Source organism: Roseateles sp. Mitsp63, from assembly GCF_059491535.1.
On the sequence record NZ_CP168509.1, the window covers coordinates 4,098,840 to 4,113,924 of the forward strand.

Below are 15,085 nucleotides of genomic sequence, written 5' to 3' on the forward strand. Positions count from 1 at the left end.
TACTGCGCTCCAGGGTCAGGGGTTGCCGAGGGCCGAGTGTGCCGCGTTCGCGACCAGCGTGGCGAGGTCGGGCAATTCCGGCAGCTCCGAGCGGTGCGGCATCGCCTGCTGCACGCCGGCGCGGCTGACCGCCAGCGCGGCGGCCGACTGGCCCAGCGCCGCGGCCCGCGCGGGCGAGAGGCCCTCGGCCAGCCCGACGGCCAGGCCGCCCACCAGCGTGTCGCCGGCGCCGACGGTGTCGACCGCCTCGACGCGCGAGGCGCCCAGGTGCAGGCCGTCCGGATGCGCGTCGCACAGCAGCCAGGCGCCGGCGCCGCCCAGCGTGACCAGCACATGGCGCGGGCCCAGCGTGCGCAGGTGCGCGGCGGTGGCGCGGGCGATCATGAGGCCATCGGCATCGCCGGGCAGCGACACCGCGCGCGACAGCTGCAGCGCCTCGGTCTCGTTGACGACCAGCCAGTCGCTCAGCGCCAGCAGCGCGGCGGGCAGTTCCTGCGCCGGCGCGGCGTTCAGCACGGTGGTGACGCCGGCCTCGCGGGCGATCTCGAAGGCGCGCTGGATGGCCGGCACCGGCACCTCCAGCTGGCCGACGACGACGCGCGCCTGGCGCAGCAGCGCCCCGCCCTGCTCGACGTCCGCGCCGTCCAGGTCCGCGTTGCTGCCGGGCACGACGACGATCGCGTTCTCGCCGCCCTCGCTCGCCACCATGATCACGGCCACGCCGGGCCAGGCCGCGTCGTCACGGCGCACGGCGGCGGTGTGGACGCGCTCGGCCTCCAAGGCCTTCAGCAGGTCCTGGCCATGCTGGCGCATGCCGATGCGGCCGATCAGCGCCACTTCGGCGCCCAGCCGCGCCGCGGCCACCGCCTGGTTGCCGCCCTTGCCGCCGGGCGTGCCGGCGAAGGCTTCGCCGATCAGGGTCTCGCCCGGCGCGGGCAGGCGCGCGGCGTGGGCCACGAGGTCCATGTTGACGCTGCCCACCACCACCACGGTGGCCGCAGCCTTTGCTGAGGTCATGAATGCTCCGGAGACGACGGCGCCGCGGTGCTCTCGCGCAGCACGACCTGCGGCACGAGTTGCAGGTCCTTGTAGGGCGCCTGGGGATTCTCGATGCGCTCGATCAGCGCGCGGCCGGCCTCCCGGCCGAGGTCGCGGATCGAGCAGCCCACGCTGGTCAGCGCGGGATAGACATAGCTGCCGAGCTCGATCGCGTCGAAGCCCACGACCGAGAGCTGGCGCGGCACGGTCAGGCCGAGCTCGGCGGCGGCGCGCAGCGCGCCCATGCCCATCAGGTCGTTGCAGGTGAAGACGGCGGTCAGCTCGGGCTGGCGGCGCAGCAGCGCCTTGACGGCCTCGTAGCCGCCGGCGGTGCTGAAGTCGCTCTCGGCCAGCCACTCGGGCCGCGCCTCCAGGCCGCGCTGCTGCAGCGCGTTGCGCCAGCCGGCGACGCGCTCGGTGGTGACCTCGAATTCGGCGGGACCGCTGACGCAGCCGATGCGGCGATGGCCCAGTTCGAGCAGGTGGCGCACGACCTCGAAGGCGCCGAGCTGGTTGTTGACGCTGACGCGGTCCGCGCGCGCGCCCGGCACGAGGCGGTCCACCGTCACCACCGGCACGCTCGCGTGGCGGAAGGTGCTGGCCAGCGCCTCGGTGTCGCCGGCGGAGCTCAGCAGCAGGCCGTCGATGCGCTTCTCCAGCAGCGTGCGCAGGTAGGACTGCTGGTGCTTGGGATCGTTGTCGGAGTTGCACAGGAAGACCGAGTAGCCGGCCTGCCGGCACCACTCCTCCGCGCCCACCACCAGTTCCGCGAAGAAGGGATTGCGGACGTTGGGCACCAGCACGCCGACGATCTTGGTCTCGCTGCGCCGCAGCGAGCGCGCCACCGCGCTGGGCAGGTAGCCGATCTCCTCCACCGCCGCCAGCACCCGCGCGCGGGCCTCCGCGCTCACCGGCCGCGTGTTGTTCAACACGTGCGACACCGTGGTGAAGGACACCCCCGCCAGCGCGGCCACATCCTTGATGGTGCTCATCGGTAGATTCGGTCCCCAGGTCGTGCCAAACTTGGTGGTTCGGTCAATTGCAAACGTTTGCAGAGCATACCCCAAGCTTGACGCGGACGGACTGGGGTGAGCCCTGCGCATGACATGACGTCAGGCCCGCGCATGAAAAAAGCCCCTGGGCCGCGGCGCAGGGGCTTGCTGTGTCGGGACCGGTCCGCGGACCGGTTCGACCTCCACGCGATCAGCGCTGGGCGATCGGCTTGACGTCGCGCTTGGTGGCGCCGACGAACAGCTGACGCGGACGGCCGATCTTGTACTCGGGGTCGCCGATCATCTCGTTGAGCTGGGCGATCCAGCCGACCGTGCGGGCCAGCGCGAAGATGGCCGTGAACAGCGGCACCGGGATGCCGATGGCGCGCTGCACGATGCCCGAGTAGAAGTCGACGTTCGGGTACAGCTTGCGGGCGACGAAGTACTCGTCTTCCAGCGCGATCTTCTCCAGCTCCATCGCCAGCTTGAACATCGGGTCGTTGTGCAGGCCCAGCTCGTTCAGGACTTCGTGGCAGGTCTCGCGCATCAGCTTGGCGCGCGGGTCGTAGTTCTTGTAGACGCGGTGGCCGAAGCCCATCAGCTTGACGCCGCTGTTCTTGTCCTTGACCTGCTTGATGAAGTCACCGATCTTGGCCACGCCGCCGTTCTTCTGGATGTCCTCCAGCATGTTCAGCGCGGCTTCGTTGGCGCCGCCGTGCGCCGGGCCCCACAGGCAGGCCACGCCGGCCGCGATCGCGGCGAACGGGTTGGTGCCCGACGAGCCGCACAGGCGCACCGTCGAGGTCGAGGCGTTCTGCTCGTGGTCCGCGTGCAGCGTGAAGATGCGGTCCATCGCGCGCACCAGCACGTCGTTGGGCTTGTACTCCTCGCAGGGCGTGGCGAACATCATGCGCATGAAGTTGCCGGCGTACGAGAGGTCGTTCTTCGGATAGATGTAGGGCTGGCCGATCGTGTACTTGTAGGCCATCGCCACCAGCGTCGGCATCTTCGCGATCAGGCGGATCGCGGCGATCTCGCGGTGCTCGGGGTTATTGATGTCGGTGCTGTCGTGATAGAAGGCCGACAGCGCGCCCACCAGGCCCGTCATCACGGCCATCGGATGCGCGTCGCGGCGGAAGCCGCGCAGGAAGAACTGCATCTGCTCGTTGACCATCGTGTGGTTGGTCACGCGGCTGACGAACTCCTCCTTCTGCGACGGGGTCGGCAGTTCCCCGTAGAGCAGCAGGTAGCAGGTCTCGAGGTAGTCGCAGTTCACCGCCAGCTGCTCGATCGGATAGCCGCGGTACAGCAGCTCGCCCTTGTCGCCATCGATGTAGGTGATGGTCGAGTTGCACGAGGCGGTAGACAGGAAGCCCGGGTCGTAGGTGAACTTGCCGGTCTGGGCGTAAAGCTTGCGGATGTCGATCACATCCGGACCGATGGTGCCCTTGTACAGGGGCAGATCCATTTGCGGGCTGCCGTCGGAGAACGACAGGGTGGCTTTGACGTCAGACGGGGTCATGGGCATTCCTTATGACTTCGGGGGTTCTTGTTTACTGAGGGGTCCGCAGCATCGCGAGCACCGCATGCACGTCGGGCCGGTCGAGGTCGTCGGCCGGCTCCTTGCGGGCCAGCAGCAGATCGAGCAGGTCGTTGTCCGACAGGTCCATCAACTGCCGCAGGCCTTCCGCGTGGAACTCGGTGAGCCCGCCTTCGTGCCGCCGGAAGAACCGCTCGATGAAAAGGTCATTCTCCAGCAGACCACGGCGGCAACGCCATTTCAGTTTGGAGAGATCCCTCTCGTCGATGAGGGTGTTCGTGGCGGCGGCGTTCATGCGTGTGCGCGCTGGGGGCTTGGCTTCGTCGAACTCAGACGGCGCGACGCACCATCAGTTCCTTGATCTTGCCGATCGCCTTGGTCGGGTTGAGACCCTTGGGGCAGACGTCGACGCAGTTCATGATGGTGTGGCAGCGGAACAGGCGGTACGGATCCTCGAGGTTGTCCAGTCGCTCCGCGGTGGCCTGGTCGCGGCTGTCGGCGATGAAGCGATAGGCCTGCAGCAGGCCGGCGGGACCGACGAACTTGTCGGGGTTCCACCAGAAGCTGGGGCAGCTCGTCGAGCAGCTCGCGCACAGGATGCACTCGTACAGGCCGTTGAGCTCCTCGCGCTCCTCGGGCGACTGCAGGCGCTCCTTCTCGGGCGGCGCTTCCTCGTTCACCAGGAACGGACGGATCGAGTTGTATTGCTTGAAGAACTGCGTCATGTCCACGATCAGGTCGCGGACGACGGGCAGGCCCGGCAGCGGCTTGAGGATGATGACGTCCGGCAGCGAGCGCAGGTTGGTCAGGCAGGCCAGGCCGTTCTTGCCGTTGATGTTCATCGCGTCGGAGCCGCACACGCCTTCGCGGCACGAGCGGCGGAACGACAGCGACGGGTCCACCGCCTTGAGCTTGAGCAGGGCGTCCAGCAGCATGCGTTCATTGCCGGCGAGCTCCAGCTCGATGGTCTGCATGTAGGGCTTGGCGTCCTTGTCCGGGTCGTAGCGGTAGATCTTGAAGGTGCGCTTGATCATTTGAATGCTCCTGCGGCGCTCAGAAGGTACGGACCTTCGGCGGGACGCTCTCGACGGTCAACGGTTGGAGGTTGACCGGCTTGTAGGTCAGGCTGTTGGTCTTGGAATGCCACAGCGTGTGCTTCATCCACTCCTTGTCGTTGCGGCCCAGCGGGAATTCCGCATCGTCCGCGCCGCGCTCGAAGTCGTTCACCGTGTGGGCGCCGCGGCATTCCTTGCGCGCGGCGGCGGACACGATCGTGGCCTGCGCGGCCTCGATCAGGTTGTCCACCTCCAGGGCCTCGACACGCGCGGTGTTGAAGACCTTGGACTTGTCCTTGAGCGTGATGTTGCGGACCCGCTCGCGGATCGCGGCGACGGCGGTGACGCCCTCGTCCAGCAGCTTGCTGGTGCGGAACACGCCGGCGTGCGACTGCATCGCGGCGCGCAGGTCGTCGGCCACGCCCTGGGCGTACTCGCCGCCGGTGTTGGACTCCAGGCGGTTCAGGCGCGCCAGCGTCTGCTCGGCGGCGTCCTTGGGCAGCGGCTTGTGCGACTTGCCCGCGTTCCTGTGGGCATCGACGATGTGGTTGCCCGCGGCGCGGCCGAAGACCAGCAGGTCCAGCAGCGAATTGGTGCCCAGGCGGTTGGCGCCGTGCACCGACACGCAGGAGCACTCGCCCACCGCGTACAGGCCGTTGACCACGCTGCGGTGCTCCTCGCCCTTCTGGACGACGACCTGGCCGTGGACGTTGGTCGGGATGCCACCCATCTGGTAATGGATGGTCGGCACGACGGGGATCGGTTCCTTCGTGATGTCGACGTTGGCGAAGTTGTGGCCGATCTCGAGCACCGAGGGCAGGCGCCTGGCGATCGTGTCGCCGCCCAGGTGGGTCATGTCCAGCACGACGTAGTCCTTGTTGGGACCGCAGCCGCGACCTTCCTTGATCTCCTGGTCCATGCAGCGCGAGACGAAGTCGCGCGGCGCCAGGTCCTTCAGCGTCGGGGCGTAGCGCTCCATGAAACGCTCGCCGTTGGCGTTGCGCAGGATCGCGCCCTCGCCGCGGCAGCCTTCGGTCAGCAGCACGCCGGCGCCGGCCACGCCAGTGGGGTGGAACTGCCAGAACTCCATGTCCTGCAGCGGGATGTCGGCGCGCGCCGCCATGCCCAGGCCGTCGCCGGTGTTGATGAAGGCGTTGGTCGAGGCCGCGAAGATGCGGCCCGCGCCGCCGGTGGCCAGCAGCACGGTCTTGGCCTCGAGGATGTGGATCTCGCCCGTCTCCATTTCGAGGGCGGTCACGCCGACGCAGTCGCCATCGGCGTCGCGGATCAGGTCCAGCGCCATCCACTCGACGAAGAAGTTGGTGCGGGCCTTGACGTTCTGCTGGTACAGCGTGTGCAGCAGCGCGTGGCCGGTGCGGTCGGCGGCAGCGCATGCGCGCTGCACGGGCTTCTCGCCGTAGTTGGCGGTGTGGCCGCCGAACGGACGCTGGTAGATCGTGCCGTCCGGGTTGCGGTCGAACGGCATGCCGAAGTGCTCGAGCTCGTACACGACCTTGGGCGCTTCACGGCACATGAACTCGATGGCGTCCTGGTCGCCCAGCCAGTCCGAGCCCTTCACGGTGTCGTAGAAGTGGTAGTGCCAGTTGTCTTCCGACATGTTGCCCAGGCTGGCGCCGATGCCGCCCTGGGCGGCCACGGTGTGCGAGCGGGTCGGGAAGACCTTGGACAGGACGGCCACGTTCAGGCCGGCGAGCGACAGCTGCAGCGACGCGCGCATGCCGGAGCCGCCGGCTCCCACGATGACGACGTCGAATTTGCGCTTGGGCAGCGAGGTTCCGATTTGCATTTCTTACAGCCTCCAGAGCACTTGGATCGCCCAACCCGCGCAACCCGTCAACCACACCAGCGTGAACACATGCAGCGCCAGCCGTACGCCCACCGGCTTCACGTAATCCATCCAGATGTCGCGCACGCCGACCCAGGCGTGATACGCCAGGGACACGATCAGCGCGAAGGTCAGGAACTTCATCCACTGCTTGCTGAAGATGCCGGCCCACAGGTCGTAGCCGATCGGCTGGCTGGTCAGCAGCACCTGCGCGAGCAGCACGAGGGTGAACAGCGCCATGAGCAGCGCGGTGGCGCGCTGGGCCATCCAGTCGCGCAAGCCGTAATGCGCACCGACGACGGTGCGCTTGCTTCCGTAGGTTGTCATTTTTTAAGTTGCCTTGGGAGTGATCGGGGATCAGGCGGTATCGCGTCCGCGGCGCGGATCAATACAGGCCGAACAGCTTCGCGCCGAGCGCGATGGTCAGCACGACGCTCAGCACCAGCGTGACGACGGCGCTGCTCTTGCCTTGCTGCTTGCTGACGCTGTGGGTCGCGTCCATCCAGAGGTGGCGCACGCCGGCGATGAAGTGGTGGAGGTAGCCCCAGATCAGGGCCAGCGTGACCAGCTTGATGAACCAGCCCGGCAGGAAGCCGATGCCCGAGACGAAGGCCGCGGTGAAGGTCTCGTACGAGATCTCCGACGTGAGGCTGGTGTCGAACATCCAGATCACGAAGGGGAGGAGGAAGAACATCAGCAGGCCGCTGATGCGATGCAGGATCGAGACGATGCCCGCCGGCGGCAGGCGGTACGACACGATCTGCGTCACATGGATGTTGGTGTAGACCGGTCGTTTCTTGGTGGTGGCTTGGTTGGCGTCCGTCATGTCCGACCTTGTAATCAGTGTGAAACCCGAAGATTTTATTGCAACGCAACACCCCGGAAGGGTGTCCTGGGCGCTTGTCGTTTCCATGCCGTGCCATGGAAGCGTCATCGCCACAACATGAAAGCATCAGTTCAGGTCGTTGCGATAGAAGTGGTGGGTGGTGTTGTAGAGACCGCGGCGCAACTCCACCGGCTTGTCGCCGTAGGTGAAGGAGAGCCGCTCCACGCTCAGCAGCGGACTGCCTCGCGTCACCTGCAGCAGCGCGGCGGAGTCCTCCTCCGCCGCGACCGCCCGGATCTTTTCCTGCGCGCGGATCATGTGCACGCCGAATTCGGTTTCGAGCAGGCCGTAGAACGGACCGCGGTGCTCGAGCAGCCGCTCCGTCGTCAGGCCCTTGAACAGCGCGCCCGGCAGCCAGATGTCGTCGAGCACGACCGGATGCCCGCCGCTGTGCAGCAGGCGGCGGATCTCGATGACCGGGTCGCCGGCGCGCAGTTGCATCAGCCTGGCGATCCAGGCCGGCGCGCGCTGACGCCTGCAGTCCAGCAACTGGCGGCCCAGCGTCGCCGAGGCGTCGCCGTCGGGCGTCAGGCGCAGGAAGCGGTATTGCTGCTGCTGTTCCGCATGGGTGGCGACGAAGGTGCCCTTGCCTTGCTTGCGCACCAGCAGGTTGTCGGCCGAGAGCTCGTCGATGGCCTTGCGCACCGTGCCCTGGCTCACTCCGAAGCGGGAGGCCAGCTCCATCTCGCTGGGGATGGTCTCGCCCGCCTTCCACTCGCCGGCCTGCAGGCCCTTGAGGATCAGGCCCTTGATCTGCCGATAGAGCGGACTGAACGACGGCGCAGCCTCCGCGCGCGCCAGCTCGTTGAGCGGCGTCACGGGATGGACCGGGGCGGCGGGGGGTGACATGGGGCGGCATTCGAGCACAAACGCCGCGCGAGCGTCCATCCTTCGAGGGGAGTCCGAGGCATTTAGTCTTATATAAGACACAAGAGTGTCCGAAAGAGTGTCGATTCCGCGCCATGGACGGCCGGCAATTGGGGGCGGCGCTCCATTCGGATGGGCGAAGAAGACCCTTTCGCAATCCGTGCCGCCACGGTGCTGGCCTACACTTGCCGCCGCTGGCGCGGACTGCGCCTCCTAGGTTCCCTAGATCGTTCACTCGCACTTTTCGGAGACTTCTGATGAGCAAGAAACCCGTTCGCGTCGCCGTCACCGGCGCCGCCGGCCAGATCGGCTACGCGCTGCTGTTCCGCATCGCCAGCGGCGAAATGCTGGGCAAGGACCAGCCCGTCATCCTGCAGCTGCTGGAGATCCCCGACGAGAAGGCCCAGAACGCGCTCAAGGGCGTGATCATGGAGCTGGAAGACTGCGCCTTCCCGCTGCTGGCCGGCGTCGAGGCCCACAGCGATCCGATGACCGCCTTCAAGGACACCGACTACGCGCTGCTGGTCGGCGCGCGTCCGCGCGGCCCGGGCATGGAGCGTTCGGACCTGCTGGCCGCCAACGCCCAGATCTTCACGGTGCAGGGCAAGGCGCTGAACGCCGTGGCCTCGCGCAACGTGAAGGTGCTGGTGGTCGGCAACCCGGCCAACACCAACGCCTACATCGCGATGAAGTCGGCCCCGGACCTGCCGGCCAAGAACTTCACCGCCATGCTGCGCCTGGACCACAACCGCGCCGCGTCGCAGATCGCCGCCAAGACCGGCAAGCCGGTCGCCGGCATCGAGAAGCTGGCCGTGTGGGGCAACCACTCGCCGACGATGTACGCCGACTACCGCTTCGCCACCATCGACGGCCAGCCGGTCAAGGCGCTGATCAACGATGAAGAGTGGAACCGCACCACCTTCCTGCCGACCGTGGGCAAGCGCGGCGCCGCGATCATCGCCGCCCGCGGCCTGTCGTCGGCGGCTTCAGCCGCCAACGCCGCCATCGACCACATGCGCGACTGGGCCCTGGGCACCCAAGGCAAGTGGGTCACGATGGGCATCCCGTCGGACGGCTCCTACGGCATCCCGAAGGAAGTCATGTTCGGCTACCCGGTGACCGTCGAGAACGGCGAGTACAAGATCGTCCAGGGCCTGGAGATCGATGCCTTCTCGCAAGAGTGCATCAACAAGACGCTGAACGAACTGCTGGAAGAGCAGAACGGCGTCAAGCACCTGCTGTAAGGCACGCGAGGGCCCGCTGAGGCCCGCGCGCCGCTCCTGCTGAGCGACACTCGACGGGCCGGCCTTCCGCAAGAAGGCCGGCCCTTCTTCCTTCCAGACCCCACTCCCCTTCCGCCGTCATCGCATGAGCACGCCCCTCCATCCCGCCGACGCCCTGTTCGAAGAAGGCCAGGCGCCCGTCGTCCTGCCGGTCGTCGACCATTACTGCGGCGTCGAGGCCCGCATGATCAAGAGCCTGGAGCTGCAGGCGCGGATGGGCCCGGTCTTCGACGTCACGCTCGATTGCGAGGACGGCGCGCCGGTCGGCGGCGAGGCCGAGCACATGCTGCTGGTGCTGCATCTTCTCAATGGCCCGCTGAACGCGCATGGCCGCGTCGGCGTGCGCGTGCACCCGCTCAGCCATCCGGCCTTCGAGGCCGACGTCGAGGCCGTGATCGCGGGCGGCGGCGAGAAGCTCGCCTACCTGATGATCCCGAAGCCCGAGGGCCTCGAGGACCTCCACCGCGCGGCCGCCTTCATCGACGACGCCCTGAAGCGCCACGGCATCCGCAAGCCGCTGCCGCTGCACACGCTGATCGAGACCCACGGCGCGCTGCGCGACGTGATGGCGATCGCGGCGCATCCGCGCATCGAGTCGCTGTCCTTCGGCCTGATGGACTTCGTGTCGGCGCATCGCGGCGCGATCCCGCGCTCGGCGCTGACGGTCGAGGGCCAGTTCACGCATCCGCTGGTGCAGCGCGCCAAGCTCGAGATCGCCGCCGCCGCGCATGGCCACGGCAAGACGCCGTCGCACTGCGTGGTCACCGAATTCAAGAGCGAGCGAGCGATCCAGTCCGCCGCCGAGCGCGCGGCGCGCGACTTCGGCTACACGCGGATGTGGAGCATCCACCCGAACCAGATCCAGCCGATCATCGATGCCTTCGCGCCGAGCGTCGCCGAGATCGACGAGGCGATCGACATCCTGCAGGCCGCGCAGGCGGCGCAGTGGGCGCCGATCCAGCACCGCGACATGCTGCACGACCGCGCCAGCTACCGGCTCTTCTGGCACCTGCTGCAGCGCGCGCACGGCACGGGGCAGAAGCTGCCCGAGGAAGTCGGGCAGGCCTGGTTCGCGCCCCGCCCTTCACCCCCCCCTTTGATGCCGCGCGGATCCACCCGCGAACCGCCGCCTCACGCGGCACTGACGCGGCGCTGACGCGAGGCGGGCCGCCGCCCTCCGCGGCGCGCACAACCGGTGTATCCCCTAGTCGGAATCAACCGATTGACACATTAATTCGACGCAGCGGGCCGCCGGGCTGCGGTAACAATTGCGCATCGCCGCCTCGCGGCGTTTCGTTTTTCGGCCACCCGCGCAGGCGGGTGGTTTCCCAGGTCCACTCCTCCCCACTCCGAATGCGACTGACCGCCCTCCTCCTGTCCGGCGCCGCTGCCGCCGCGCTGACGCTGACCGCCGGCATCGCCGCCGCCCAACCCGATCCGAACGCCGGCGCCAAGCCCGCCGCCGCGAAGGCCAAGACGCCCGCGAAGACGGCCAAGAAGCCGGTCGCCAAGACCCCGCCGCCTCCGCCCCCGCTGCCGGAAGCCGACGAGGAACAGCTGGCCGCCGCCAAGCGCGCCTACCTGGGCCAGTACGACTGCGAGTTCAAGCAGTCGATCAACATCCAGCCCAACGCCAAGCACGCCGGCTACATCGACGTGGCCTTCAAGAAGGACATCCTCACGATGAAGCCGGTGCTGTCGTCCACGGGCGCGCTGCGCCTGGAAGACATCACGGGCCGCACGCTGATGGTCCAGATCGCCAACAAGTCGATGCTGCTGGACGTCAAGGCCGGCCAGCGCCTGGTCGACGACTGCATCCATCCCGAGCAGCGCGCCGCCATCGAGGCCGCCCGCGCCTCGTCGGCGCCCGCCGGCGAAGGCCTGGGCATCGCCCCGAGCAACCAGTAAGCGCCGCGCGCGCGACAGGAAGCCGCCCTCGAGGCGGCTTTTTCATGCGCGCCTGCGCTCCAGTCCCGCGCTTTCCGCAGCGGCGCGGTCGGGTTCACGAGCCGGGACTGGCTTTCACGAGCCGAAAGTACGTACAATTCATGCATACTTTCTGAATCATACCGATGCCGATGGACCGGTCATGAATTCGCCAGAAGCGTCGCCTAATCTCCCAGCACCGCCAGGAGCCCGCATGGAAGCCACCGTTGCCGAACGAGGTCAGATCACCCTGCCCAAGGCCGTGCGCGACGCGCTCGGACTGACCAAGGGCACGACGCTCAAGGTGGAGCTCGACGGCGCGCGCATCATCCTGCGCAAGAACGTCGACGACGCCATCTCCCGCGCCCGCGGCCGCTTCAAGCTGCCCGAGGGCACCTCCACGGATGACGTCATGCGCGAGCTGCGCGGCCGCACCCCGGACCAGTCCTTCGACGAGCCCACGGACGCCTGACACGATGATCGCCGTCGACAGCTCCGTCCTCATCGACCTCCTGGGCGACGCGCCCGGCGCCGACGCGGCCGAGGCCGCGCTGCGCCTGGCGCTGTCCAGCGGCCCGGTGGTGCTGTGCGACGTGGTGCTGGCCGAGGTCACCGCCGGCCTGGGGCACGGTTCCGAGGTGATGGACGCGCTGGAGGAGATGGGCCTGCGCTTCCTGGCCATCGACCAGCGCGCGGCGATCCGCGCCGGCGAGATGCAGCGCAAGTTCAAGCAGCGCGTGGCCGACAAGGGCGCGCCCTCCGGGGCTTCCGCGCCCGAGGCCGCCGCCACGCGGGCCATGCCCGACTTCCTGGTGGGCGCGCACGCGATGCTGCAGTGCGACGGCCTGATCACCCGGGACCAGGGCTTCTTCCGAGACTATTTCAAGGGCCTCAAGGTCATCGTGCCCAGCGCGCCGTGACCGCCGAGACCCGCTCTTTCGACCCAAGCAGAGACCACACTGGAGTTCGCATGCTGCAAGCCTATCGCCAACACGAAGCCGAACGCGCCGCGCTCGGCATCCCGCCGCTGCCGCTCGACGCGAAGCAAGTCGCCGAGCTGATCGAGCTCATCAAGGCCCCGCCGGCTGGCGAGGAGGCCTTCCTGGTGGACCTGCTGACGCACCGCGTGCCGCCGGGCGTGGACGACGCCGCCAAGGTCAAGGCGAGCTTCCTGGCCGCCGTCGCGCACGGCGACCTGAAGGTCGGCCTGATCTCCAAGGCCAAGGCCACCGAGCTGCTGGGCACCATGGTGGGCGGCTACAACGTGCATCCGCTGATCGAGCTGCTGGACGACGCCGAGGTGGCGGGCGTCGCGGCCGAGGGCCTGAAGAAGACCCTGCTGATGTTCGACTACTTCAACGACGTCGCCGCCAAGGCCAAGGCGGGCAACGCCAAGGCCAGGGAAGTGATGCAGAGCTGGGCCGATGCCGAGTGGTTCACCTCGCGCCCCGAGGTCGAGAAGAAGATCACCGTCACCGTCTTCAAGGTGCCGGGCGAGACCAACACCGACGACCTGTCGCCGGCGCCGGACGCGTGGAGCCGGCCGGACATCCCGCTGCATTACCTGGCGATGCTGAAGAACACGCGCGCCGACGCGGCTTTCAAGCCGGAAGAGGACGGCAAGCGCGGCCCGATGCAGTTCATCGAGGACCTGAAGAAGAAGGGCCACGTCGTGGCCTACGTCGGCGACGTGGTGGGCACGGGCTCGTCGCGCAAGTCGGCGACCAACTCGGTGATCTGGGCCACCGGCCAGGACATTCCGTTCGTCCCCAACAAGCGCTTCGGCGGCGTGACGCTGGGCGGCAAGATCGCGCCGATCTTCTTCAACACGCAGGAAGACTCGGGCTCGCTGCCGATCGAGGTGGACGTGTCCAAGCTCGAGATGGGCGACGTCATCGACGTGCTGCCGTATGACGGCAAGCTGGTGAAGAACGGCGAGACCGTGGCCGAGTTCCAGCTCAAGAGCGACGTGCTGTTCGACGAAGTGCGCGCCGGCGGCCGGATCAACCTGATCATCGGCCGCTCGCTGACGGCCAAGGCGCGCGAGTTCCTGGGCCTGCCCGCCTCGACGCAGTTCCGCCTGCCGCAGGCGCCGGCCGAATCGAAGGCCGGTTTCACGCTGGCGCAGAAGATGGTGGGCCGCGCGGTCGGCCTGCCGGAAGGCCAGGGCGTGCGTCCGGGCACCTACTGCGAGCCGAAGATGACGACCGTCGGCTCCCAGGACACGACCGGCCCGATGACCCGCGACGAGCTGAAGGACCTGGCCTGCCTGGGCTTCTCGGCCGACCTGGTGATGCAGTCCTTCTGCCACACCGCGGCCTATCCGAAGCCGGTGGACGTGAAGACGCACCGCGAGCTGCCCGCCTTCATCTCCAACCGCGGCGGCGTGGCCCTGCGTCCGGGCGACGGCGTGATCCACAGCTGGCTCAACCGCCTGCTGCTGCCCGACACCGTCGGCACCGGCGGCGACTCGCACACGCGTTTCCCGATCGGCATCTCGTTCCCGGCGGGCTCGGGCCTGGTGGCCTTCGGCGCCGCGACCGGCGTGATGCCGCTGGACATGCCGGAATCGGTGCTGGTGCGCTTCAAGGGTGAGATGCAGCCGGGCGTGACGCTGCGCGACCTGGTGCACGCGATCCCGCTGTACGCGATCAAGGCCGGTCTGCTGACCGTGGCCAAGGCCGGCAAGAAGAACATCTTCTCGGGCCGCATCCTGGAGATCGAGGGACTGCCCGACCTGAAGGTCGAACAGGCCTTCGAGCTGTCCGACGCCTCGGCCGAGCGCTCGGCCGCCGGCTGCACGATCAAGCTGAATCCGGCGCCGATCAAGGAGTACCTGACCTCCAACGTCGTGCTGATGAAGAACATGATCGCGGACGGCTACGCGGACGCGAAGACGCTGCAGCGCCGCATCGAGAAGGTCGAGGCCTGGCTGGCCAGCCCGAACCTGCTGGAAGCAGACAAGGACGCCGAGTACGCGGCGGTGATCGAGATCGACCTGGCCGACATCACCGAGCCGATCGTCTGCTGCCCGAACGACCCGGACGATGCGAAGACGCTGTCGGAAGTGGCGGGCACGAAGATCGACGAGGCCTTCATCGGTTCGTGCATGACCAACATCGGCCACTTCCGCGCGGCGGCCAAGCTGCTGGGCGGCCAGCGCGACATCCCGGTGAAGCTGTGGGTGGCGCCGCCGACCAAGATGGACCAGAGCGAGCTGATCAAGGAAGGCCACTACGCGGCCTTCGGCACGGCGGGTGCGCGCACCGAGATGCCGGGCTGCTCGCTGTGCATGGGCAACCAGGCGCAGGTCCGCGAAGGCGCGACGGTGATCTCGACCTCGACGCGCAATTTCCCCAACCGTCTGGGCAAGAACACGAATGTGTTCCTGGGCTCGGCGGAGCTGGCGGCGATCGCGTCCCGCCTGGGCCGCCTGCCGACGAAGGAGGAGTACCTCAAGGAGATGGGCGTCATCGACGCAGACAAGGCCAGCGTCTACCGCTACATGAACTTCGACCAGATCGAGGAATACGCTGAGACGGCGAAGTCGGTCGCCTGAGCGGCGGCTGATTCAAGCCTGATCGAAGGCTGAAGGCGGCGGAGGACCTCGAATCCCCTGCTCCAAAGCGAAAGGGCCCGGAGGCGACAGCTT

15 protein-coding genes are annotated in these 15,085 nt (G+C 67.9%); 6 read left to right on the plus strand and 9 right to left on the minus strand.

What is annotated here, in order from left to right; genetic code table 11:
- Positions 1 to 15: 15 nt before the first annotated feature.
- From ACEN96_RS17875 to ACEN96_RS17915, 9 genes are all read right to left on the minus strand, one after another.
- Positions 16 to 1,017 (minus strand): ribokinase, encoded by a 1,002-nt coding sequence (locus tag ACEN96_RS17875; protein ID WP_495584421.1) that lies wholly within the window; start codon positions 1,015 to 1,017, stop codon positions 16 to 18.
- A complete protein-coding gene (locus ACEN96_RS17880; RefSeq protein ID WP_495584422.1) occupies positions 1,014 to 2,030 on the minus strand; it encodes a LacI family DNA-binding transcriptional regulator in 1,017 nt (338 codons plus the stop codon). The genes ACEN96_RS17875 and ACEN96_RS17880 overlap by 4 nt, the downstream gene beginning before the upstream one ends.
- Positions 2,031 to 2,241: 211 nt before the next feature.
- The gene (gene gltA, locus ACEN96_RS17885; RefSeq protein WP_495584423.1) at positions 2,242 to 3,552 is read right to left on the minus strand and encodes a citrate synthase; all 1,311 of its coding nucleotides are present in this window, start codon (positions 3,550 to 3,552) and stop codon (positions 2,242 to 2,244) included.
- Between the two features lie 31 nt (positions 3,553 to 3,583).
- Entirely contained in the window at positions 3,584 to 3,865 is a 282-nt protein-coding gene (locus ACEN96_RS17890; protein ID WP_495584424.1) for an FAD assembly factor SdhE, read from the minus strand.
- 34 nt (positions 3,866 to 3,899) lie between these two features.
- A complete protein-coding gene (locus ACEN96_RS17895; RefSeq protein ID WP_495584425.1) occupies positions 3,900 to 4,604 on the minus strand; it encodes a succinate dehydrogenase iron-sulfur subunit in 705 nt (234 codons plus the stop codon).
- A 19-nt stretch (positions 4,605 to 4,623) separates the two neighbouring features.
- Positions 4,624 to 6,432 carry a succinate dehydrogenase flavoprotein subunit gene (gene sdhA / locus ACEN96_RS17900; protein WP_495584426.1) on the minus strand — a complete coding sequence of 603 codons (1,809 nt, stop codon included), beginning with the start codon at positions 6,430 to 6,432 and terminating at the stop codon, positions 4,624 to 4,626.
- A 3-nt stretch (positions 6,433 to 6,435) separates the two neighbouring features.
- On the minus strand, positions 6,436 to 6,798 hold the full coding sequence (gene sdhD / locus ACEN96_RS17905) for a succinate dehydrogenase, hydrophobic membrane anchor protein (RefSeq protein WP_343642743.1): 363 nt from the start codon (positions 6,796 to 6,798) through the stop codon (positions 6,436 to 6,438).
- 58 nt (positions 6,799 to 6,856) lie between these two features.
- Positions 6,857 to 7,297: a succinate dehydrogenase, cytochrome b556 subunit gene (gene sdhC / locus ACEN96_RS17910; RefSeq protein ID WP_495584427.1), complete on the minus strand. Its 441-nt coding sequence runs from the start codon at positions 7,295 to 7,297 to the stop codon at positions 6,857 to 6,859.
- Between the two features lie 126 nt (positions 7,298 to 7,423).
- Complete coding sequence (locus ACEN96_RS17915; RefSeq protein WP_495584428.1) at positions 7,424 to 8,206, minus strand: GntR family transcriptional regulator; 783 nt, start codon at positions 8,204 to 8,206, stop codon at positions 7,424 to 7,426.
- A 275-nt stretch (positions 8,207 to 8,481) separates the two neighbouring features.
- Here ACEN96_RS17915 and ACEN96_RS17920 point away from each other — a divergent pair, with 275 nt between their 5' ends.
- The 6 genes from ACEN96_RS17920 to acnB all read left to right on the plus strand — a co-directional run bounded on the left by ACEN96_RS17920 (position 8,482) and on the right by acnB (position 14,992).
- A complete protein-coding gene (locus ACEN96_RS17920; protein ID WP_495584429.1) occupies positions 8,482 to 9,468 on the plus strand; it encodes a malate dehydrogenase in 987 nt (328 codons plus the stop codon).
- Positions 9,469 to 9,592: 124 nt separating this feature from the next.
- The gene (locus ACEN96_RS17925; protein WP_495584430.1) at positions 9,593 to 10,663 is read left to right on the plus strand and encodes an HpcH/HpaI aldolase/citrate lyase family protein; all 1,071 of its coding nucleotides are present in this window, start codon (positions 9,593 to 9,595) and stop codon (positions 10,661 to 10,663) included.
- Between the two features lie 197 nt (positions 10,664 to 10,860).
- Positions 10,861 to 11,415 (plus strand): hypothetical protein, encoded by a 555-nt coding sequence (locus ACEN96_RS17930; RefSeq protein WP_495584431.1) that lies wholly within the window; start codon positions 10,861 to 10,863, stop codon positions 11,413 to 11,415.
- 232 nt (positions 11,416 to 11,647) lie between these two features.
- Positions 11,648 to 11,905 (plus strand): AbrB/MazE/SpoVT family DNA-binding domain-containing protein, encoded by a 258-nt coding sequence (locus tag ACEN96_RS17935; protein WP_495584432.1) that lies wholly within the window; start codon positions 11,648 to 11,650, stop codon positions 11,903 to 11,905.
- Between the two features lie 4 nt (positions 11,906 to 11,909).
- Positions 11,910 to 12,353, plus strand: coding sequence for a type II toxin-antitoxin system VapC family toxin (locus ACEN96_RS17940; protein ID WP_495584433.1), 444 nt, complete (start codon positions 11,910 to 11,912; stop codon positions 12,351 to 12,353).
- Between the two features lie 50 nt (positions 12,354 to 12,403).
- Positions 12,404 to 14,992 carry a bifunctional aconitate hydratase 2/2-methylisocitrate dehydratase gene (acnB, locus tag ACEN96_RS17945; RefSeq protein WP_495584434.1) on the plus strand — a complete coding sequence of 863 codons (2,589 nt, stop codon included), beginning with the start codon at positions 12,404 to 12,406 and terminating at the stop codon, positions 14,990 to 14,992.
- Positions 14,993 to 15,085: the final 93 nt, after the last annotated feature.